A 22,836-nucleotide genomic window follows, 5' to 3' on the forward strand; every position below is an offset into this window, starting at 1 on the left:
TGATTTATGAATAGTTTAGTAAGTTCTCAAGCAATCAGCTTCATTATGTCAATACTAAGTGGTCTTTTTCTAGGATTTGTGTATGATTTAGTTAGAGTTCTAAGAAGAATAATAAAACATCCTAAATGGCTTATCAACATACAAGACTTTATATTTTGGCTTTTTGGAAGCCTTATAATATTCCTGGATATATTCAAAAACAATAATGGTGTCCTTAGAGGATTCTTATACATAGGAGTATTCTTAGGCTTAATAATCTATTTCTTCTTAATAAGCAAACTAGTATTAAGGATATTTATGAAAGTATATACTTTCATAGCTAATATAATAAAATTCCTATTCAAGATAATTATTAGACCAATAAAACTTTTATTTAGTCCCATCAATTTTGTGGTCAGAAAAATATATAAACTCTTGAAAAAATTCGGTAAATGGTTGATAATAAAATATAAGAAGACTATTAAGGACGTAAAAGTAATATTTAAAAAGAAATAGATATATTAACTTAAAGAATGATAAAACAACTTGAAGCATATACAAATTTGTTACGTGAAAGGAATGATAGTTTACTTGAGAAGAAAAAGAAAAAAAACAAAAGCTATATTGTTTTCTACACTAGTATTAATACTACTAACTGTTGTCGTAAGTATTAGAGTATCAACACTGTATGTTAAGAATCTCCAACTAGAGAAAGATGAGATGAAACTAGAACAGGAAATAAAAGAAGAAGAACAAAAGTACATAGACTTATTAAAACAAAAAGAGTACATTAAATCAGATGAATACATAGAACAATTAGGAAGAGAAAAATTTGGACTAGTTAAACCTGATGAAATAATATTTGTAAATGAAGAAGAATAAGAGGTTTCCTGTTTAAGGAAATACTCTTTTTTTTGTGAGCTTTTATATTTTTAGAGACTTAAGAATAAACATATTAATTGTTTTAGACTGTCGTGGAAAGGATTAAGATTGAAATAGACAACGGTTGTATGTTGAAACCATATATAGTGATAATCACTCTGGTTACGTTTGTTGCTTTTAGCTGTTTATAAGGTATGGCAACAAGCCGTAAAAGTTGTTATTATCACTATATATGGTTAGTTCTATATTTACCACTCTTAAGCCAGTAAAAAGAATATTTAAACACCGAGTGGAGATAGTATAGGGGAATATGAAGCAGTGAGCCATGGACGGCGAACTCAGCCCTTTAAACACGGACGTTTAACGGGCTGACGTAATATTCCCCTATACTATCTCCACGACCGTTACCCACCTATAAACATAATAACCCACCTCTATTCGATAATTAACCTATTCATGAGAAAATTTGTCTAAAACTTTTTTTATTTTGGATACAAGTTATGACAAACAATTCCATTTACATCATATATAATTAGTTCTCACCAAGAGATGATTGGATTAATCCACCAGCGATTAATCATAATTAAATAATTTTTTGAGAAGGGGAGGAGAGTATATGAGTAAAACTAACATAACAGTAGGACAAACCAAGATGCTAATATCAAAAAAAGATAAAATACAAAAAGAAGGATTGAAAATACTAAAATTAATTTTTATGTATGTTGTAGGTTTAATGATGGGTAGAGCAGTAATATTTGGCAATATGAATCCTATGGCAATGGCATACTTTTCAGCTGTATATATTGATAAGAAAAATCGAATATGGATGTTCTTTTCAGTTTTGATAGGGTTACTTACTGCTATGCAGGTAATAGATGCATTAAAATATGCACTAATTATGATACTCATAGTAGCAGTAAATTCTATTTTAGATATAAAAGGCAAGAAACCCTTGCTGATCCACGAGGGGGTGATAGCTGCAACCAGCTGTTTGATTATTACAATCACTGCTGGAATCATACAAAACAACTTATTCAATAATATATCTGTTTCATTATTAGAAAGTGCTTCTATATTTTCATTAGTATTAATATATGGGCGTGGACTCAAATATTTATTTGAACACGAAGAAGATAAAAAAGCAACTAATGAAATACTAATCAGTGAAGCCATAATAATGGGTACAGCAGTTGCTGGTATAGCTGACATAACTGTTATGGGATTAGGATTTATAGAAATCTGGATATTCTCAGTTATCTTGATTCTAGGATACAGGCATGGCATTGGTACAGGTGCCATTATAGGTGTGATATCTGGAATAGTATTAGTTCTGATGGGTAGATATCAACCAGAGATAATAGGTATATTCGGTATGGTTGGGATATTGTCAGCTCTATTTCGGGAATTAGGGAAAGTAGGTAGTATAATAGGATTTTCTCTAGGGACAATTGGTTTATGGTATTTCATATCTCCCCTTAACCTAGATTTCCAGATAGTAAAAGCCTTGATTGTAAGTGTAGGTATATTTGCTATATTACCCAACGAACAGGAGCAGATATACTCAATGAAAAAAACCTCAATAGAAGAGGATAAATATATAGATAAAGTACAGGGAATTATAAGTGAGAAGTTAAATAATTTTTCCGATTCTTTTCAAAATATCGCTAAGACTTTTGAACATATATCTGAAAGGAGAGTAAATCTAACAACTGAGGAGGTGAATAAGCTCTTAGATGATGTAGCGGAAAAAGTATGTAAAGACTGTAGCATGTGCAAAATGTGTTGGCAAAAAGAGTTTTACGATACATATAGAACGGTATTTAGTATTTTTTCCGCAGTAGAAAATAAAAATCAGATAACCGAAGATGATATTCCTGATGTCTTTATAAAAAAATGTATAAAGCCAAAGGAATTCGTAATAACAACAAATAGATTATTTGAATTATATAAAATAAATCTAACTTGGGAAAATAAAATTGCTGAAAACAGACAACTAATATCCCAGCAGTTTTATTCCGTTGCAGATATCATTGACAAGTTAGGGAATAATCTATATAAGAATATAGAGTTTAATACAGATTTGGAAAATAAAATATCTGAGGAATTAAAAAAGGATGATATTCTTGTTAAAGATGTGGTGGTATATAAAGCAAGGAATCAAAGGATGGAAGTAAGTCTCAAGATAAAACATAGTGGAGATAAAACAAAAAGCATGAAAGATATAACTCCTGTAATTAATAAATTCACCAAGAAAAAAATGAGATTAGAAGAAGGGTGTAAATATATTAATGGGAGTAAATATTGTCAAGTGAAATTTATTGAAAGTGAGGTTTACAGAATTGCAAAGGGGGTTGCTAGAGCCAGTAAGGACTATAAAGATATATCCGGTGATAGCTATACCTTTTTGAATCTACCAAAAGGACAAGATATTGTTGCACTCTCAGATGGAATGGGTACAGGATTGAAAGCTTTCAAAGAAAGTAAAGCTGCTATTGAATTATTAGAACAATTACTAGAAGCAGGATTCGATGGTGAAACAGCAATAAAAATGATAAATTCAATACTTGTATTAAAATCTAGTGAGCAAACATTTTCAACTCTGGATATGGGTTTAGTTGATAGATATACGGGTGTATGTGAATTTGTAAAAATTGGGGCTGCATCGTCATTCATAAAGAGAGGAAATAAAGTGGAGGTAGTAAAATCAACATCACTCCCTATGGGAATGTTGAATGAAATAGAAAGTGAATCAACTACTAAGAATCTAAGAAATGGCGATATGGTTATAATGGTTACAGATGGAATATTAGATTGTGAGGATGAGGAAATTGATAAAGAGAAGTGGGTAGAGGAGTCTCTACATAAATTGGATAGTAGAAATCCACAAGATATGGCTGATTACATATTAGAAGCAGCCAGAGAGAAGACAGGAGGTATGTTGAAAGATGATATGACTGTACTGGTTATGAGAATATGGGAAAAAGCGGGATAATAATTATTATAAGTACTAATAGCGGAGAAATTATTAAAAGGTTTTCTCCGCTTTTGATCTTTTAGCATATAAATTAAAAGCATTTTCATATATGCTAAGGAAACTTTCCTAACGGACAAATACGAAATATTCCCCTATACTATTGGAGCGACTGTTAGACAATCAATCAATAACTACAAGATATTAACAAACTGTTAATAATGAAGCATATATAACAAAGATTTAACTTGACTATTGATTTATTTGAACAAGTCTAGTATATTAAAAGAGTCATTTATTTATGGCTAAACAGAAATTATAAAGGATGTAAAGATGTATGGTAGATAAGGTGTTAAACACTATCCAAAAGTTTAATATGATTGACAAAGGAGATAATATCATTATTGGTGTATCTGGTGGAGCCGACTCCATATGTTTATTACATATGTTATGTAGTTTGAAGAGTAAGTTAGATATAGATTTACATGTTGTACATGTTCAACATGGTATTAGAGGAAAAGATGCAGATGAAGATGCAAAGTTCGTAGAAAAATTCTGCGATGAAAGAGGTATTGTATGTCATGTGTATTATTTTAATGTTAAAAAGTTAGCAAAAGAAAAGAAAATGTCCGAAGAAGAAATGGGTAGGAAAGTAAGATATCAAGTTTTTTCAGATGCAAGTAAAGAATTGGGCGGAACTAAGATTGCATTGGCACATCATATTAATGATAATGCTGAAACAGTAATAATGAATTTACTAAGAGGAACAGGAATTAAGGGAATTGGTGGAATACGTCCCAAAAGAGATAATATAATTAGACCATTGATAGAGTGTACAAGAGAAGAAATTGAAAAATACTGTGTAGATAATAATATAGAGTACAGAGACGATTATACTAATCAGATGGAAATATACACAAGAAATAAGATTCGTCATACTGTTATACCTTACATTGAAAATAATTTTAATCAGAACTTCATTGCTAATCTAGTTAACACAGCTAATCTAGTAAGAAGCGAAGATGATTATATAGATAAAATTGTTTTAAGAGAAAAAGAAAAAATTGTAAAGATAAAAAATAAAGAATATTCCATAGATACGAATAAATTTTTACAATTAGATACAGTCATAAAAAGAAGGCTGATAAGAAACATAATCGGAGAGATTAGCTCATTAAAGGATATTGAATACAAACATATTAATGAGATAATTCAGTTAGCCGATAAACAAGTAAGTAAAAGAATAAATTTACCAAAAGGATTAATAGCAAAAAAGACGTATGACAGTATCATAATAACCAATTTGGGAGAAAATAAGATAAATGATTTTGAATATCAAGCAGAAAATTTATCAAGAATCTATATAAAGGAATTAAATAAACATTTAGATTTTCGCATTATTGAGGAGAAAAAATATAATATTCCTAAAAATTTATATACGAAATGGTTTGATTATGATAAAATAAAAGATAATTTGAAGGTTAGAAGTAGAAAGAGTGGAGATTTAATCGCCATAAAAGGAATTAATGGCACTAAAAAGTTAAAAAAATATTTTATTGATTGTAAAATTCCGAAAGAACAACGAGATGCTATACCACTTTTGACTGATGGAAACAATATAATTTGGGTCATTGGTTATAGAATAAGTGAAGTATACAAGGTTACTGCTTCAACCAAAAAAATATTAGAAGTAAGATACTATTAGAGGAGGATATCATGATGCATAATATACAAACATTAATATCTGCCCAAGAGCTAAACGCAAGAATTGCAGAATTAGGTAAACAAATATCAGAAGACTATGAAGGTAAAGAAGTTCACTTAATTTGCGTACTCAAAGGCGGAGTAATGTTTATGGTTGACTTATCAAAACAGATTCAAGACATTCCTGTTACAATGGACTTTATGGCTGTTTCAAGCTATGGGAATGAAGTATCGAGTAGTGGTGTAGTTAAAATAGTAAAAGATCTTGATGAGTCAATTGAGGGTAAGGAAGTAATAATTGTTGAAGACATTATAGATTCAGGTAGAACACTTAGTTATTTGGTTAATATCTTAAAAGACAGGAAGCCAAATAGTATCAGAATATGTACATTATTAGATAAACCAGATAGAAGAGTTGTTGATGACGTACAAGTTGATTATACAGGATTTACTATACCTGATAAATTTGTTCTAGGTTATGGTCTTGATTATTTACAAAGATATCGTAACCTACCATATATTGGAACAATGGATAGTTAATATTTGATAGACAATTGTAATTATTCTAAAGATAGGAAAGGAGGCAAGCACATGAAAAAAAATATTAAAGGATTTAGTTTTTATGCGCTTTTACTTTTAGTTTTACTTATCGTAGTTTATTTATCAAGTAACAGATTTGATACTATGAAAGGTGACTATGGATATCAAGATCTAATTAAAGAGATTGATGATGTTGTCAGAATTGAAGTTAAACAGAATGCAGAGATACCTACAGGTGTTGTAACAGTCTATTTTGAAAATACTGATTCTAGAAGTTTCCCAATTACTAATACATCAAAATTTGAAGACAAAATGGAAGAATACGGGAAGAAGATATATGTAAAAGATATTGTAAGACCAGGTTGGTTTATTCAGATACTTCCATCACTGATAGTTCTTATTCCAGTAATTTTCTTATTAATTTTTATAATGAATCAAGCCCAAGGAGGCGGCGGTGGAAACCGTGTTATGTCATTTGGTAAAAGCAAAGCTAAAATGGTAGTAGATGAAAATAAAAAGATTACATTCCAAAACGTAGCTGGACTTGAAGAAGAAAAAGAAGAATTAGAAGAGGTAGTAGAATTTCTTAAGAGTCCTCGTAAATTCGTAGAACTCGGTGCTAGAATACCAAAAGGTGTTTTATTGGTAGGACCTCCAGGAACAGGTAAAACATTACTTGCAAAAGCAGTAGCAGGAGAAGCAGGAGTACCTTTCTTTAGTATTTCTGGTTCAGATTTCGTTGAGATGTTTGTTGGTGTAGGTGCATCTAGAGTAAGAGATTTATTTGATCAAGCTAAAAAGAACGCTCCTTGTATAGTTTTTATTGATGAAATTGATGCTGTTGGTAGAAAAAGAGGAGCAGGACTTGGTGGAGGTCATGATGAAAGAGAGCAGACTCTTAACCAATTACTTGTTGAGATGGATGGATTTGGAGTTAATGAAGGTGTTATTGTTATTGCTGCAACCAATAGAGCAGATATATTAGATCCTGCATTATTACGTCCAGGTAGATTCGATAGAAAAGTTGTTGTGGGAAGACCTGACGTCAAAGGTCGTGAAGAAATATTAAAAGTTCATTCCAAAGGGAAGCCTCTATCAGATAATGTTGAGCTAAAAGTTATTGCAAAAACAACAGTAGGATTTACTGGTGCTGACCTTGAGAACTTATTGAATGAAGCATCAATATATGCTGCAAGGGCTAATAAAAAGGTTATTGAACAGGAAGATATTCAAAAAGCATTTATTAAGATAGGTGTAGGTACAGAGAAGAAGAGTAAAGTACTAACCCAAAGAGAGAAAAAGATAACTGCTTATCATGAGGCTGGTCATGCAATACTATTCCATGTATTACCTCTTGTAAGCCCTGTACACAGTATTTCAATAATACCTACGGGTTATGCGGGTGGTTATACTATGCCATTGCCAGATAGTGATGATGCTTATGGAAGTAAGAAAGAGATGGAGCAAGATATAATTGTTTCTCTAGGTGGTAGAGCTGCTGAACAGATTATCTTTGACGATATTACTACAGGTGCATATAGTGATCTCCAAAAGGTTACTCAAACTGCAAGAAATATGGTTGTTAAATTTGGTATGAGCGATGTTATAGGGCCTATGCAGTTTGGAAATGATAGCGATGAAGTATTTATTGGAAGAGATTGGGGTCATACAAGAAATTATGGCGAAAACATAGCTGGATTAATTGATAGTGAGATAAAACGTATTGTTGATAATGCATATAACGAAGCTTTAAGGATACTAAATGAGAATATAGATGTTATGCATAAAACAGTACAATTATTATTTGAGAAAGAAAAAATATCAGGAAAAGAATTTGCAGCTTTATTTGATAAAGAATATAAAAAGGTAGATAAAAGCGATGTAGATTCAGTTGTAGTAGCTCCTTTAGAGAAGCAAGTGAAATTAGATGTAGATAGTGGAGAAGATAAGTAATAAATTGCTAACAGTCACTCCAATAGTATAGTGGAATATTTATTATATGTATTACAATAAAATTAGCTTTATAAGAAAAGGATGACTTTTGTCATCCTTTTTTATAGAGTAATATCATTACTTAATGTATTTACTATTAGTTTTCGAAAGTTATTTTCGAATTTGGTGTCGTGGTCTATGCACCTTTTTTTTATTTTGGAATAACGTTTTTTTGCTCTTCTAGCTTGGCCGGATATATGTCTTTCCATAAGGAGTCTATTTATATTGTCGTTGGAATATATAAAGCCGTTTGGGTGGATAGCAGAGGCTTTTTTGCTTAGAGCCATGGTTGCTACGCCGTAATCTCCAGTTATTATTATATCTTTTTCATCTGTTCTATTTATCAAAGCAAAATCAACAGCATCTTTTCCTTTCCCAATAACAAATATGTTACAGTAATCATTTTCATATATATGTGATGAATCTATAAAAATGTCTACAGGGATGTTATATTCTTTTGCAATTCTAATAATAATATTTTTTACGGGACATGCGTCTCCATCAACAAGTATTTTGATAATAAACCTCTCCTTAAAAACAATAAATTCATCTTTCCCACCTTTAATCTAATACAGGTAAATAAAAGGTTATAGGTTCGGTTTGCAGAATAAAAGATAGAAGAAACACCTATATTTTTATTCTGCAAAGCCTTTTAATTAGATTACCTACATACAATATTGAAGTGGGAAAGTTGAGTTAATAATATTATTATACAATAATATTAGATTGTTTGCTATAATATAGACAGGTCTATTTGAATAATTGCTATAGAGCTAGCAATTATTTAGTTCTATTAGGATTATAAAAGCAAGGAAAATATATTGAACTTATTGAAATGGGTGTATTGAAATGTCTTCTAATAAATTAAGTATATCAGTAAGAGAGCTCATAGAATTTGTTCTACGTTCTGGTGATATTAAGTCAGTTTTCTTAAGCTCAAGCAGAGCAGTTGATGGTATAAAAGCACACCAGAAGATTCAGAAGAGATTTAGCAAAGAATATGATGCTTACGAATGGGAAGTACCAATAAAAGATAAAGTATCAATAGATGATATAGAATTAGATATAAGTGGGCGTATTGACGGTATTATTTTTGGGGATACAATAATTATTGATGAAATAAAATCAGTAAACAAATCATTAGAAAATATTGATGAAAATTACAATAAGCTACATTTAGCTCAAGGTAAGATGTATGCATATATGTATGGAAAGCAAAAAAATGTAGACAAGCTAATAGTTAGGTTAACATATGTTGAGCTTGGTAACTATGCTATAAAACAGTTTCAGAATGAATTTACTCTTAAGGAATTAGAAGAATTTTATTATAGTGTAATAAATCTATATATAGATTTTGCTAAGAAGATAATCAATTATAATAGCTTAAGAGATAAAAGTATAAAAGATCTACAATTTCCATTTGATTCTTTTAGAAGAGGTCAAAGGAAATTTATGAATAGTGTATATAAAGTGATAATGGAAGATGAGAAATTATTTGCTAGAGCTCCAACAGGAATAGGAAAGACTATAGGGACTCTTTATCCTGCTATAAAATCTATGGAGAAGAAGAATTCCAAGATATTTTACCTTACAGCTAAGACCATTGGAAGAGATGTAGCTGAAAAAGCTATTAAGCTCCTTGAAGGCAATGGACTAAAGTTAAAAAGAGTTCTTATAACTGCGAAAGATAAGATATGCTTGAATGAAGAGAAAAAATGTGACAGTAAATATTGTAAATATGCAAAAGGACACTATGATAGAATAAACAGTGCTATTGGGGAGTTGTTAACAGCAACTGATAATTACAGTAGGGATACTATTTTGGAGTACTCCAAAAAATATCAATTATGTCCTTATGAGTTGACTCTTGATTTAGCGCTTTTTAGTGATTGTATCATATGTGATTATAATTATGCTTTTGACCCTAGTGCAGTGCTCAAAAGATTTTTTGTGGAAGGTAACGGTAGCTATATATTTTTAATAGATGAAGCCCATAATCTGGTTGACAGGGCAAGGGAAATGTATTCTGCTACTATGTACAAAAAGCCTATATTGAAATTAAGGAGAATAGTTAAAGATATTGATAAAATCCTTTATAAATACTTGGGAAAATTGAATAGTTTTATGATTGAAAAGAGACGTGAATGTGAAATTGTAGGAGATTTCATTGTAGAAGAGTATTATTCAGAGGATTTTGTAGATATACTTAGAGGAATCATACACAGAACAGAAAAGATATTTGCCAATCTAGTTGAATGGGAACATATGGATGAATTACTTGACTTCTACTTTGACAGCTATGATTTTGTAAAAAAAGCAGAACTCTATGATGACAGATATATAACGTATTATGAAAAGATACAAGATGATGTATTGATGAAGCTTTTTTGTTTAGATCCATCGGGGAATCTAAGGGATTATATGGGAAATGCAAAATCTACGGTGCTTTTTTCGGCTACATTAACGCCTATGGATTATTTTGTTAAGATACTTGGAGGTAATGAAAAGAATTATGGATTGACCCTTGAATCACCTTTTGAACAAAAAAATCTATGTTTATTAATAAATAATAAGGTATCTACAAAATATAAGAACAGGCAGAAAACCTATATAAATGTTGTGGAGACTATATACAATACAATTAAGGGGAAAAAGGGGAATTATATTATATTCTTCCCTTCTTACAAGTATATGAATGATGTATATGACACTTTTATTAACATAATAGAAGATGATGACATAAATATCATAAAACAAGAAAGAGGACTAAGTGAAAGTGAGAAAGATGATTTTCTAGGAGAGTTCCATAATGAGAGAGAAGGTTCATTTGTAGCTTTTGCAGTATTAGGAGGTATGTTTGGTGAAGGTATAGATTTAACAGGAGAAAAACTTAGTGGTGCAGTTATAGTAGGGGTTGGGTTACCTTCTATATGCAACGAAAGAAATCTTATCAAGAATTACTTTGACAATACATCTGATAACGGTTTTGAATATGCTTATATGTATCCGGGGATGAATAAAGTTATGCAGGCAGCAGGAAGGGTCATAAGAACAATGAGTGACGTAGGCATAGTTGTTCTTATAGATGAAAGATTTGGTAGTAATTATTATAAAAGGATTTTTCCTTATGAATGGAATCATGCTGTCTATGCATCTAGTGATTTGCTGAAGGAAAAGGTTGATGATTTCTGGGAGAACATATAATCAAACAAAAATATGGGTAAGACCAGCTAGTAAAACTCTTGACTATTACTAGCTAGTCTTACCCTTTTTCTTCTTGAATTTTTTACTATTTAATTAAAATGCTTTGTCACTACTTGATTATATACAATCACTGACTTAATAGAGTAGAGTATACAGCTAACATTGTACTGATAAATTTTTCGTATTCTTCATTTGCTAATTATAATTTCCAACCTACTGCTTGTTCTCTTGTACAAATAAATCTGCTGTAAATACCATCTTCCTTTATCAAAGCATCGTGTGTTCCTTTTTGTACAATGCTTCCATCATTCACCACAAGAATTTGATTTGCGTTTCTAACGGTCTTTAATCTATGTGCAATCATAATAATCGTCTTGTTGTGTGTTAAGGCTTCAATGGCTATTTGCAGTTTATCTTCATTTTCAGGGTCAACATTGGCGGTTGCCTCATCCAAGATAACAATAGGTGCATCTTTTAATAAAGCTCTGGCAATAGATAACCTCTGTTTTTCACCACCGGAAAGAGTATCTCCACCTTCTCCTATAACAGTATCATAACCACTTGGCAATGCCATAATAAAATCATGACAACAAGCTTTTTTTGCAGCTGCAACTACTTCCTCATGATTAGCTGAGGGTCTACCAAATTTAATATTATTTTCAATGGTATCAGCAAAAAGATATACTTTCTGAAATACCATACTGATTTGTTCCATAAGAGATTCCAAGCTGTACGCCTTGATGTTTTCACCACCAATGGATACACTACCGCTGTCTACATCCCAAAATCGTGCGATTAAATTGCACAGGGTGGTTTTCCCCGAACCAGATGGACCTACAATGGCTGTAGTTGTTTTTTCCGGAATAGTAAAACTAACATTATTGAGGATTTTTTTATTTTCGTAAGAAAAAAATACATTTTTGAACTGAATACCATAACCTTTCGGTGTAATAGGTCTTCCGTTTTCATCAATTTCAGGAATCTTGTCTGTTTGGTTTGCCTCGTCCATAGCACTGCTTACAATTCTTAAAAGAGAAATGCTACTACCTGCTGATTGGATATGAGAGAACACTAAAAACGAGATAATGATCATCATCAATGCGTTTAATAACACCATTGTTCCGTTTAAGTAGAAATTAACACTGAAAAGAATGATAGCAACACTAAAAATTTGTAGTGATAAACCTTGTAGCATAATGTAGGGAGTAAATAGTTTCTCTATTTTCAAATTACTTTCACAGTTATACTCCAAAGCATCACGTAGCGTTTTATCACCTTTTCCCGTCAAATTAAAGGATTTTACAACACTCATACCCTGAAGATATTCCAATACAGCAGATACCATCACTGTTTGAGATTTCTGTCTTTCGGGTGCGAGGGTTGCAGATTTTTTTTCCATAGAGGAGGAAATCAATAAATAAATTAGTGTACCCAAAACGACAAGAAGTCCTATTCTCCAATCAAATGCAATAATCACTATGGAAAAAATGATAGCATTGACTAAACCACCAAGAACATTTACTAGAACAACAGAAGCCTGAAATTCCAATAGCTCTAAAACAGTAGTTGCAACTCCTGTGATTTCACCTAAGCTATTATCATTAAAATAACCCATTGGAACACGCTTCAGCTTGTCTGCAATTTGCATTCGCTTGTTTGCTGCCATAAAAAAGCCTGCGTGAGTTTGTTGGAGCTGTGAGAAATACTTCATACAAGCTTTCCCCAAAATACTTATCAGCAGTAAACCTAAAGAGTACCAAGCATTTTTAAGATTTTGGTTTCCTTCTAAAACCTTGGACAGAATGAGATAGATTGCGGCGATTTCCCCCATTGAAAAAATAGCGTATATAAAATTAAGGATTACCGATTTGTTTATATTTGATTTTTCTACTCCTGCAAAGCTCCATATTTTTTTTAATGTCTCTATCATGCAAGCTCCTCCTCTCTCGTACCCATGTGTGCTGTCCACATATCGTTGTACAGTTTACTTTTTTGAAGTAAGTCATGGTGAGAACCCTCACACTCAATCATGCCATTATTAACAACTATAATTTTGTCTGCACCCACAATGGTAGATAGGCGATGTGCTATCAAGATAAGTGTTTTTCCTGCGACTAATTTTGCAACAGCTTTTTGAATGATTATTTCATTTTCAGGGTCGATGTAAGCAGTCGCTTCATCAAGCACCACAATAGGAGCATTTTTCAACATGGCACGAGCAATGGAAATTCTTTGTTTTTCTCCACCCGATAAATGTGCACCACCACCGCCGACTTTTGTTTGATAGCCATTTTCTAATGCAGTAATAAATTCATCACAGCCTGCTTTTTTTGCTACATTCATTACTTCTTCATCGGTGGCTTTTGTATTACCCATTCTAATATTGTTCATTACGGTATCGTCAAAAAGAAAATTATCCTGTGAAACAAATGCCACTTCATCATAAAGCTGTGTTAAGGGAATGTTTTTTACATCTTGTCCACCAATTGAAATTTTGCCCGTATTTACATCCCAAAAACCTGCAATCAGCTTTGCTACTGTGGATTTTCCACTGCCGGAGGGACCCACTAAAGCTGTTACCGTTTTGCTTGGAATAGAAAGGGTAATATTATGTAAAATTTCTTTATCATCGCTATATCCAAAAGAAACATTGGATAATAAAATATCTCTGTTTTTTAAATTCACTTGGGATGTTCCGTGGTCTTGCTCCTTGGCATTCAAAAGCTCATCAACACAACCGACAGTAGTCCTCACTTTTGCTACATTATCTATAAATCCCATTGCAGCAAGTAAGGGAGCAACCATACTCATCGCCAATATAATAATAGTAATAAAGCTATCCACTGATAAGCTACCGTTTACATAAAATAAAAAGCCAAAGGGTAAAATAGTGATAAGTGTGGTTGGTGCAATGGCATAAGCAAGTGAAGTTCCAAACTGGCTTCGTTTCATCCAATCATAATAATAGGAAGCGTTCGCCATTACTCTTTCCTTAAATTTTGCATAAGAGTTTTTGCCTTGGTTATAGGCTTTGATTACTTCAATACCGGCAATATACTCAACTATGGTTTCGTTCATATCCTGTGTGGTTTTAACCGATTGCTCATAGTCCTTTGCATAATTACGCATAATCAGCATCATAAAAACCATACCAAGGGGGATAGATACCAGTGATAAAAGTGCTAGTCTCCAATCTAAAATAAGGAGATAAATAATTACTAAAATAGGTGCGATGATGTTAGCGGTCATTTCAGGTATAAGGTGGGCGAGTGTAACCTCCATTCCTTCGATTTGGTCTACAATCACCTGTTTCATTTTACCGCTAGAAACCTCCATAACAGATCCCAAAGGTAGCTTTGGCAGCTTTTCTAAAACCATTTGTCTAATATGCTTTAAAATTCTGAAGGTGCCTTTGTGTGAAAAAGCAAGAGCCATATTATAGAGTAAGGTTCGTAAAACATAACAGCCAAGGGCAATAAAGCACCATAAAACATAAAATCTAAAGTCTTTTTGATCATTTAATAAGGCGACTATCACTTTTGCAGCACAAAAAAAGGGAACAATTCCAAAAATTACACCCAAAATAGCCAGTACCATAGCTAATTTTAATTTTTTATGCTCATTTTTTCCTAACTCCCATAAGCGGAGTAGGGGTTTTTTTGTTTCCATTAAATTTCCTCCTTGTTTTTTATCAGTTGTCTTTTCACTCGTCCTTGATGGATTTCTAAAATATAGTCAGCGCATTGTTCAATTAATTCTATATCGTGGGTAATAACTATTAAGCAATCCACTTTTTCCTTTAAATCTTTCAAAATCAAGGATACATTCAGCATATTTTTATAATCTAATCCACTTGTGGGTTCATCAAATACCAATATTTTTTTGTCTAAAAATAATGCACAGGCAATTGCCAATCTTTGTTTTTGCCCGCCCGATAATGCCAAAGGATGACTTTCTACATAGTCAATAAGGTGAAGCTTGGTAAGTATTTCCTTTGCCTTTGCAATTTCCTCATCAGTTTCCTCTGTTAAATCAACTAATTCGTCCAATACAGATTCTGAATACAACTGACAATTTACATCCTGCATAACCATATAGCTTTGCTTCATGCAGTCCTTCTTTTTAGCTTTTTTGCCATTTAATATAAAGTGATTTGTCTTATCAATACCTACAAGAGCACGAACAAAACTTGATTTGCCTGCTCCGTTACCTCCGACAATTGCCACTACCTTATGTTTGGGTAGTTTTAGATCTGTAATATCAACTGCTACTTTATTGGGATAGGTAACAAGCAATTCGTTGATACAAATGCTATCTTCTATTTTTCTTTCCACTTTTTCATAATAACTTTTGCAAAGCTTGTCAATAGAATTGGCATAAAAGCTCCTAAGCCCATGTGTTTTTTGATCACATTGATTCATAAATTCTTCTTTTTCTTGATCAAATACTATGCGTCCCTGTTGCATGTAAATTACTCGGTCACATACCTCTAATGCATAATATAATCTGTGTTCTGCAATTAAAATGGTATTTCCAAGTTTTCTTAATTCAAGTAAAATGTTTTTTAGTTTCTTTATACTTTTTGGATCTAAATTAGAACTGGGTTCGTCCAGTAAATAAATAGATGGTTGGCTCATAGTCACAGAAGCACATGCTATCTGTTGTTTTTCTCCACCAGATAGTTGTAAAATGTTTCGATTCATCAAATCTTCTATAGAGAATAGTGCTACTGTTTCATTAAATCTGTCTTTAATTTTTTCTATAGGAACTCTATGATTTGCAGCACCAAAACATATTTCATCCGAAGTATTCAGATGAAAAAATTGAGATTTTGGATTTTGGAAAACCGAACCAACAAACACTGACCTTTCAGCAATACTTAAGGTATCTGCTCTCTGATCTTGTAATAGGATTTCTCCCTCCACAGTTCCATGTGTAAATTCAGGGATAATACCATTGATTAACTGCAAAAGTGTTGACTTTCCGCACCCTGAAGCTCCTGTAAATAACACACATTCTCCTTTCTTAATAGAAATATTAATATCTTTTAAAATTAGTTCCTCAGGTTTTTCATCTGGGCTATGGTAAGAAAAATTTACATGTTTAAACTGTATCATAAAGCTATCAACCCCCTTCTCATACAAATAAGTGTTACTATCACACATAAGCTGATAATATCAAGTAAACCACATTTAGATTTTTTTAATGGAGTTGCCTGTGGATATAGACCCATTCCTCTTGTATAGGCAGATGCACTCAATTCATCTCCAATTTTAATGCAATTAAACAAAAGTGGTACATAGATATGTTCCACTAATTTTATGGGATTTTTACTTACTCCTTTAAGTTTCATGGCTGCTTTAATATTTCTCACCTCACTGTGTAGTGAGGGTAAAAAACGAAATATGACCAATAAAATCAGTATGAATTTATTGGGGACTTTAAACTTTTGTAATGTCGCCTGTAAATCGCTAATCTGTGTAGTTGTAAATGTTAGTATTGCATAAATAAACAACGGCATAAAAAGTAGTAGGGGGTATATTACAAGTCCCCAGGCAGATACCACTGCCTTAGGGGCAAAGCTTATAAGATAATTTACCAATGAATATGTAAGATATGCAATTCCTGTTTTATATGCTGTACCATGTTTTCCTAAGAGGAATATCAAAAAAATTGCATACCAAGTAGCAACAGTAAGATAGATTGGGTCCCCGTAACTAAATAGCAAAATATTAACTAAAAGTATTAAGATGATTTTTGTTATTGGATTCATGGAAAACATCAGTTTCATATTAGATAATCCCTGCCTTCTTGAAATGCTTTTTAAACATTCCCTTTGCAAATACAATGCTGATTATAGCAGCTACAGCGATAGCAGCTAATACAATTACAAACGATAATGGTGTTGATAATTTAGAGACACCATCAACCCACTCTTGTGTATAACCACCATTTAAAGATAGCTCTGCTGCAAAATCTTTAAAGAACCAGAAAGAACCACTCTCACCCATAGTCCAAAAAGATACTACAAAATAGCTGATTGCATTCAGTTTGAAGTTCTTATAGCCACCTGCTTTTGCAATCAATTCTGCGGCAATAAAGATTATCATATTCACTAAGAAACAAAAAACATTACCATACACTAAGAGGCCAACAAATGCAGAGCAAATAACGCCTAAGATGGTAATTGCAAGAGGTTTACCTACCTTTGCCAAATACAGCAAATAGACAGGTGCATATAGCAATGCACAAATTGGAGACACCATAATTTGAAGAATTGGTAAAAAGGCACATCCTGATACTATAACAGTAATTGCTAAAAATATTGCAGTAAAAATACCCACAAAAATGAAATCTTTTCCTTGAAGCTTATTGTTTTTTACACATTGGTTTATCATAATTTTCTCCTAGTATAATATAAAAGTAGTAGTTTTTAGAGTTCCTCTCCAAGAACTATGTTGTACTGTTAGGGTACTGCTGATTGGTGAAATCCTCCTTATAAATGTATATATATGTTAGGTGTGTCTAACTCATATTTCTGAAAAAAGGGATTTATTCAATCCCTAACAATCTAACCCATCCACCCCAATAAAATTGTTGTAAGGTGTGCATATGCTCCATGGCAATATTACGTGGTAGATCATGCTTAACTGTTTCAAAAATTCCTGAAAAAAGAGTATTCGCTAAAATATGTGACATTAAAGGAGCGATATTACTTTTGAGCATTCCACTTTTTTTTAAAGTTGTAATAAAGCGATTAGTGGATTCTTCTTCAATTTCAATTAGAAGCTCAATATAAGTTTCATATTTTGTTCCCTCTGAAGCACTGCAAATCAATTGAAAGACATCATAATTGTCATAAATATAATCTACCATCCAATCAAATTCATTAGCAGACATCTCAGGAACACTTTTTACTTGAACATCTTCTGAATATGATGAAATGTTTAGTGAAGTTTCTTTAAACTGTTTTAATAGCATTTCAGTGGGTTCTTTTACCAGAGCATCAAATATTGCAGATTTATCTTTGTAATAACGATAAATCGCTCCTGTAGTACAGCCTAAAGATGTAGCAATACTTCGTACAGTAGTTTTATTATATCCATGCTCTAAAAACTCTTTTTTACTAATATTTAATATTTCTGATTTCAGTTCTTCGTTGACTGGCCTCAAGATACACCTCCTAATCGTTTAAGATAACAATGTTATTTTAAAACCTTTATTGTGTTTTGTCAAGTATTTGCTAATAAAATAGCTTAAAATTATTAATAGATGTTTAATTCCAGAAGTATCAAAAATAGTCATAGAAGTTTTATCAGAATCAAACTTTGGCAAATCTGTCAGTAATATCAATAAGGTTATCAAATATCCATTGTAAGTCCAATTCTCTAGGTTCATTTGAAAACTTAGGAAAGTTATTAATAAAGAATCAGTAGGAATAGAAAAAATCCTTTGAATTATAAGAGCCCGTTTGTCACTATTAAAATAATCTTGGCAATCAGAAAAAATTTCTGCCAAAGAAAGCTGATTATATGTTATCATAAGTATATGACTTCTTTCGGGTTTTGGTAGATTTGTTTCTTGACAATTCAATTTTACCATAAATTGGTGAGGAGTTATATTATTTTAAGGGAAAATATCTCGTATTTGTGCGACTTATGGCGTTTCACAAACGCCTATTCAATAGAGATAAATGAAAGGATGAGTTTCAGATGAAAAAAGTAGCATTAATCTTTACAGGGGGAACGATATCCATGATGGTTGACGAAAGGCTGAAGGCAGCTATACCAGCACTATCTGATAAGGATATAATTTCAAAAGTGTCAGGTATAGAGAAGATGGCACAGATTGAAGTTATACACTATGGTGCTTATCCTGGACCTCATATTGTTCCAAACATGATGTTGGACATTGCAAGAGTTACTAATGAACTTCTAAGCAGAGATGATATAGCAGGAGTAGTAATTACACATGGTACAGATACCTTAGAGGAAACAGCATATTTTCTTGATCTTGTTATTGACTCGGGAAAACCAGTTGTTGTAACAGGTTCTATGCGTAATGGTTCAGAACTAGGCTATGATGGACCAGCTAATCTGGCTGCTTCAATATGTACAGTTTGCTCTGAAGAATCTAAGAACAAGGGTGTATTGGTAGTAATGAATAATCAAGTAAATGCAGCAGATGAAGTAACTAAAACTCATACATTAAGTCTTGACACATTTCAGAGTATGGACTTTGGTCCTCTAGGCATTGTAGATTCTGACCAAGTTATCTATTACAGAAACAGAAAAAACGCTTTTAAGATTGTTACAAAAAAAATTGAAAATAGGGTTGCTCTCATTAAAGCTGTAGCTGGTCTTGGTTCAGAATTTATTGATTATCTTGTCGATAATGATTATAAAGGTATCGTTATAGAAGCTCTAGGTAGAGGGAATCTACCGCCAACCATGTTGGAAGGTATAAGGAGAGCAATTCTCATGAATATCCCAGTGGTCATAGTATCAAGGTGCTCAAAAGGAAGGGTACTGGATTCATATGGATACCAAGGAGGAGGAAGACAGTTAAGGGATATGGGAGTAATACTCGGAGATAATCTATCAGGACAAAAGGCAAGAATCAAACTAATGATAGTACTTGGAGTGACTAAAGATGTAGGTGAAGTAAGACAAATTTTTGAAAAGGATTTATACAAAAAAATATAATAAAAGTGTTAAAAAATGAGGCTGTGCAAAAACTAGCTTTATTAGTTTGGCCTTTTTGTATATAATTAAAAGGGACATAAATTGATGAAAATATTAGTTGTATAATACTACTAATAAAAATAGGCAAATTATTGAAAGTTTATGCACACTTATTTTTGGGTTAATGCTATAATTATTATTGTAAAACCCCCCAATACAATATATATAAATAATAAAGTTTTTGCTACACCCCATAAGAACAAATACCTTCTCCTTAAAGAAAAAAGACAGCCGATCGGTAGGCTGTCTTTTTTGTTTTATTAGAAAGTTTCTACAGCAAGACGTGACGTAGGAACTTTGCTTATATACTATGAAATCTTTACAGATATTTGGGAAGAATATAGTTAAGATAAGTTATTAAGATGACAATTATTAATTAAACTATATTAACTTGTATAACTTATATTATTAACGAATATAGTGTATAGAGGTGATGTTAGTGAGAACTTATTATAAAAGCTGTTTTTTAAAAAGAAATAATTTTATAAAATTAATATTAAATGCTAATAATAAAAAAGTGATTGAAATAGGAAATGATGTAAGAAGTAATGTAATAGTTTATATAAATACAGATGTTTTTAATTCAAAAAAAGAAGCTATAACAAAATATAATAATAGAATTGATTACTTATATAATTGGGGATATGATATCGTTGAGGATTAGTTCTAGAAAGATTAAATAAGGAGGTTTGGCTTAATCCTATGTTACATAAGACTTTTAAAGAACTTTCATTAGCACAAAAGTTATTGCTATATATGAATAATAATAAACCAATACTAGATGAAAGAGCAGTTTTTAGTGGTGGAACCAAGGAATATAGAATACCTTCTGAACCAGAAGCTAATAAACCGGTAAAAGTTAGGTTAAGAACCAAGAAGGACAATATAGATAAAGCTTTTGTAATCTATAATGGTAATAGACTTGAATTATATATTGATGAAACTGATGAACTATTTGATTATTATGCTGGAGAAATCAAACTTGAAGAAAAGACTGTAGAATATTATTTTGAAATAAACATCGGTAATTTTAGATGTTATTATAATAAAAGAGGTATCAGCCGTGAACCTAATACCCATTTCAATTATAGAATATCACCTGGATTCAAAACTCCTGACTGGGCAAAAGGAGCAGTGTTTTATCAAATTTTTGTTGATAGATTCTATAATGGTGATGAAAGTAATGATGTTGTAGATAATGAATATTTGTATGTAGGTAATTTTACAAGAAAAATAAATGATTGGTATAAGTACCCAGATGCCGATAGTGTAAGAGATTTCTATGGTGGGGATATTAAGGGGATTATTGATAAACTTGATTATCTAAGTGATTTAGGTGTTGACGTATTATATCTTAACCCTATTTTTGTTTCACCATCTAATCATAAATATGACACCCAAGATTATGACTATGTTGATCCTCATTTAGGTGTTATAGTAAATGATGGAGAGGAAGTTCTTAATAATGATAATCTATATAATGAATATGCCACAAAATATATAATGAGAACTACTAATAAAGAGAATCTGGAAGCTAGTAATCAATTATTAGTAGAATTGATTGAACAAGTACATTCAAGAGGTATGAAACTTATTCTTGATGGAGTTTTTAATCATTGTGGGTCATTCAATAAATGGCTAGATAGAGAGAATATATATAAGAATCAAACGGAATACGATATAGGGGCGTATGAATCAAAAAACAGTCCTTATACTAGGTTTTTTCATTTCCACTGTAGATGTGAATGGCCAAACAATACTAATTATGATGGCTGGTGGGGCTATGAAACTTTACCCAAACTTAATTATGAAGGTTCTAAAGTATTATATAACTATATAATGAACATAGCTAAAAAATGGGTTAGTCCACCGTATAATGCTGATGGATGGAGATTGGATGTGGCAGCAGATCTTGGGTATTCCCAACAGTTTAATCATATGTTTTGGAGAGATTTTAGAAGAGCTGTAAAATCGGCTAAGGAAGATGCTATTATTCTAGCTGAGCATTATGATGATTCAAGGGATTGGCTTTTAGGAGACCAATGGGATACAATTATGAACTATGATGCATTTATGGAACCTGTCACATGGTTTTTAACAGGTCTAGAAAAACATAGTGATGAATATAAAGGAGAATTGCTTAATAATCATATAGCTTTTTTTGATACCATGACTCATAATATGCAAAGCTTTTTAACTGGCTCGTTATTGACTGCCATGAATGAATTATCTAATCATGACCATTCAAGATTTATGACTAGAACTAATCATATGGTAGGTAGAACAAACAATCTTGGACCAGAGAAGGCTAATGAGAATATTAATAAAGGCATTATGAAAGAGGCAGTAGTAATTCAGATGACTTGGCAGGGAGCGCCGACTATATATTATGGAGATGAAGCAGGTCTATGTGGATGGACTGATCCTGATAATAGAAGAGCATTTCCATGGGGAAAAGAGGATGAAGAGTTACTTTCATTCCACAAAGAAATAATATCCATTCATAAGAGATATCAAGCCCTTAGGACGGGTTCATTGAAATATCTATATGGAGAATGGGGAATCATTAGTTATGGAAGATGGGATGACAATGATAAATTAGCAATTGCAGTTAATAATAATGATGAAGAAAGAAGCTTCAATATTCCTGTATGGGAATTAGGTATAACAGATTCTCAGACAATGGAAAGAGTTATACTTACGACTGGGGATAGCTTCAATACAGATAAAGAAAAATATGAAGTGAAAAGAGGAAAAATAAGATTAACTTTACCAAAATATAGTGCTATAATTATATATGGTTAGTAAAATAGGAAGGAC

Annotated in this window: 18 protein-coding genes; 10 read left to right on the plus strand and 8 right to left on the minus strand. The window is 32.0% G+C overall.

Annotation, left to right across the window (positions count from 1 at the left end):
• Window positions 1–6 precede the first annotated feature (6 nt).
• From yabQ to ftsH, 6 genes are all read left to right on the plus strand, one after another.
• A complete protein-coding gene (gene yabQ / locus N4A55_RS12235; protein ID WP_293756758.1) occupies window positions 7–495 on the plus strand; it encodes a spore cortex biosynthesis protein YabQ in 489 nt (162 codons plus the stop codon).
• Window positions 496–570: 75 nt separating this feature from the next.
• Complete coding sequence (locus N4A55_RS12240) at window positions 571–861, plus strand: septum formation initiator family protein (protein ID WP_293756761.1); 291 nt, start codon at window positions 571–573, stop codon at window positions 859–861.
• 616 nt (window positions 862–1,477) lie between these two features.
• Window positions 1,478–3,853: a stage II sporulation protein E gene (spoIIE, locus tag N4A55_RS12245; protein ID WP_293756763.1), complete on the plus strand. Its 2,376-nt coding sequence runs from the start codon at window positions 1,478–1,480 to the stop codon at window positions 3,851–3,853.
• A 316-nt stretch (window positions 3,854–4,169) separates the two neighbouring features.
• Window positions 4,170–5,537 (plus strand): tRNA lysidine(34) synthetase TilS, encoded by a 1,368-nt coding sequence (gene tilS / locus N4A55_RS12250; protein ID WP_293756765.1) that lies wholly within the window; start codon window positions 4,170–4,172, stop codon window positions 5,535–5,537.
• Between the two features lie 11 nt (window positions 5,538–5,548).
• Entirely contained in the window at window positions 5,549–6,076 is a 528-nt protein-coding gene (gene hpt, locus N4A55_RS12255; protein WP_293756767.1) for a hypoxanthine phosphoribosyltransferase, read from the plus strand.
• 51 nt (window positions 6,077–6,127) lie between these two features.
• Window positions 6,128–8,029 carry an ATP-dependent zinc metalloprotease FtsH gene (gene ftsH, locus N4A55_RS12260; protein ID WP_293756769.1) on the plus strand — a complete coding sequence of 634 codons (1,902 nt, stop codon included), beginning with the start codon at window positions 6,128–6,130 and terminating at the stop codon, window positions 8,027–8,029.
• A gap of 101 nt (window positions 8,030–8,130) precedes the next feature.
• Here the strand turns inward: ftsH and N4A55_RS16940 are convergent, their stop codons facing one another.
• The gene (locus tag N4A55_RS16940; protein ID WP_334303783.1) at window positions 8,131–8,634 is read right to left on the minus strand and encodes a YaiI/YqxD family protein; all 504 of its coding nucleotides are present in this window, start codon (window positions 8,632–8,634) and stop codon (window positions 8,131–8,133) included.
• A 283-nt stretch (window positions 8,635–8,917) separates the two neighbouring features.
• Here N4A55_RS16940 and N4A55_RS12270 point away from each other — a divergent pair, with 283 nt between their 5' ends.
• Entirely contained in the window at window positions 8,918–11,272 is a 2,355-nt protein-coding gene (locus tag N4A55_RS12270) for an ATP-dependent DNA helicase (RefSeq protein ID WP_293756772.1), read from the plus strand.
• A gap of 199 nt (window positions 11,273–11,471) precedes the next feature.
• Here the strand turns inward: N4A55_RS12270 and N4A55_RS12275 are convergent, their stop codons facing one another.
• The 7 genes from N4A55_RS12275 to N4A55_RS12305 all read right to left on the minus strand — a co-directional run bounded on the left by N4A55_RS12275 (window position 11,472) and on the right by N4A55_RS12305 (window position 18,814).
• Complete coding sequence (locus N4A55_RS12275; RefSeq protein ID WP_293756775.1) at window positions 11,472–13,202, minus strand: ABC transporter ATP-binding protein; 1,731 nt, start codon at window positions 13,200–13,202, stop codon at window positions 11,472–11,474.
• A complete protein-coding gene (locus N4A55_RS12280; protein WP_293756778.1) occupies window positions 13,199–14,941 on the minus strand; it encodes an ABC transporter ATP-binding protein in 1,743 nt (580 codons plus the stop codon). Before N4A55_RS12280 ends, N4A55_RS12275 begins: the two co-directional genes overlap by 4 nt.
• Window positions 14,941–16,389 (minus strand): ABC transporter ATP-binding protein, encoded by a 1,449-nt coding sequence (locus N4A55_RS12285; RefSeq protein WP_293756781.1) that lies wholly within the window; start codon window positions 16,387–16,389, stop codon window positions 14,941–14,943. Before N4A55_RS12285 ends, N4A55_RS12280 begins: the two co-directional genes overlap by 1 nt.
• Window positions 16,386–17,063 carry an energy-coupling factor transporter transmembrane component T family protein gene (locus tag N4A55_RS12290; protein ID WP_293756784.1) on the minus strand — a complete coding sequence of 226 codons (678 nt, stop codon included), beginning with the start codon at window positions 17,061–17,063 and terminating at the stop codon, window positions 16,386–16,388. The genes N4A55_RS12285 and N4A55_RS12290 overlap by 4 nt, the downstream gene beginning before the upstream one ends.
• A 1-nt stretch (window position 17,064) precedes the next feature.
• Complete coding sequence (locus N4A55_RS12295; RefSeq protein WP_293756786.1) at window positions 17,065–17,670, minus strand: MptD family putative ECF transporter S component; 606 nt, start codon at window positions 17,668–17,670, stop codon at window positions 17,065–17,067.
• A gap of 154 nt (window positions 17,671–17,824) precedes the next feature.
• Window positions 17,825–18,445 (minus strand): TetR/AcrR family transcriptional regulator, encoded by a 621-nt coding sequence (locus N4A55_RS12300; RefSeq protein WP_293756789.1) that lies wholly within the window; start codon window positions 18,443–18,445, stop codon window positions 17,825–17,827.
• Window positions 18,446–18,463: 18 nt separating this feature from the next.
• The gene (locus N4A55_RS12305) at window positions 18,464–18,814 is read right to left on the minus strand and encodes a hypothetical protein (protein WP_443083833.1); all 351 of its coding nucleotides are present in this window, start codon (window positions 18,812–18,814) and stop codon (window positions 18,464–18,466) included.
• 170 nt (window positions 18,815–18,984) lie between these two features.
• Here N4A55_RS12305 and N4A55_RS12310 point away from each other — a divergent pair, with 170 nt between their 5' ends.
• The 3 genes from N4A55_RS12310 (at window position 18,985) to N4A55_RS12320 (ending at window position 22,821) form a co-directional block, all read left to right on the plus strand.
• The gene (locus N4A55_RS12310) at window positions 18,985–19,977 is read left to right on the plus strand and encodes an asparaginase (RefSeq protein ID WP_293756792.1); all 993 of its coding nucleotides are present in this window, start codon (window positions 18,985–18,987) and stop codon (window positions 19,975–19,977) included.
• Between the two features lie 478 nt (window positions 19,978–20,455).
• Window positions 20,456–20,680, plus strand: coding sequence for a hypothetical protein (locus tag N4A55_RS12315; protein ID WP_293756795.1), 225 nt, complete (start codon window positions 20,456–20,458; stop codon window positions 20,678–20,680).
• Window positions 20,681–20,718: 38 nt separating this feature from the next.
• Window positions 20,719–22,821, plus strand: coding sequence for a glycoside hydrolase family 13 protein (locus tag N4A55_RS12320; RefSeq protein WP_293756798.1), 2,103 nt, complete (start codon window positions 20,719–20,721; stop codon window positions 22,819–22,821).
• The last annotated feature ends 15 nt before the right edge of the window (window positions 22,822–22,836 follow it).

The organism is Vallitalea sp., assembly GCF_025211055.1.
GTDB lineage: Bacteria > Bacillota > Clostridia > Lachnospirales > Vallitaleaceae > Vallitalea.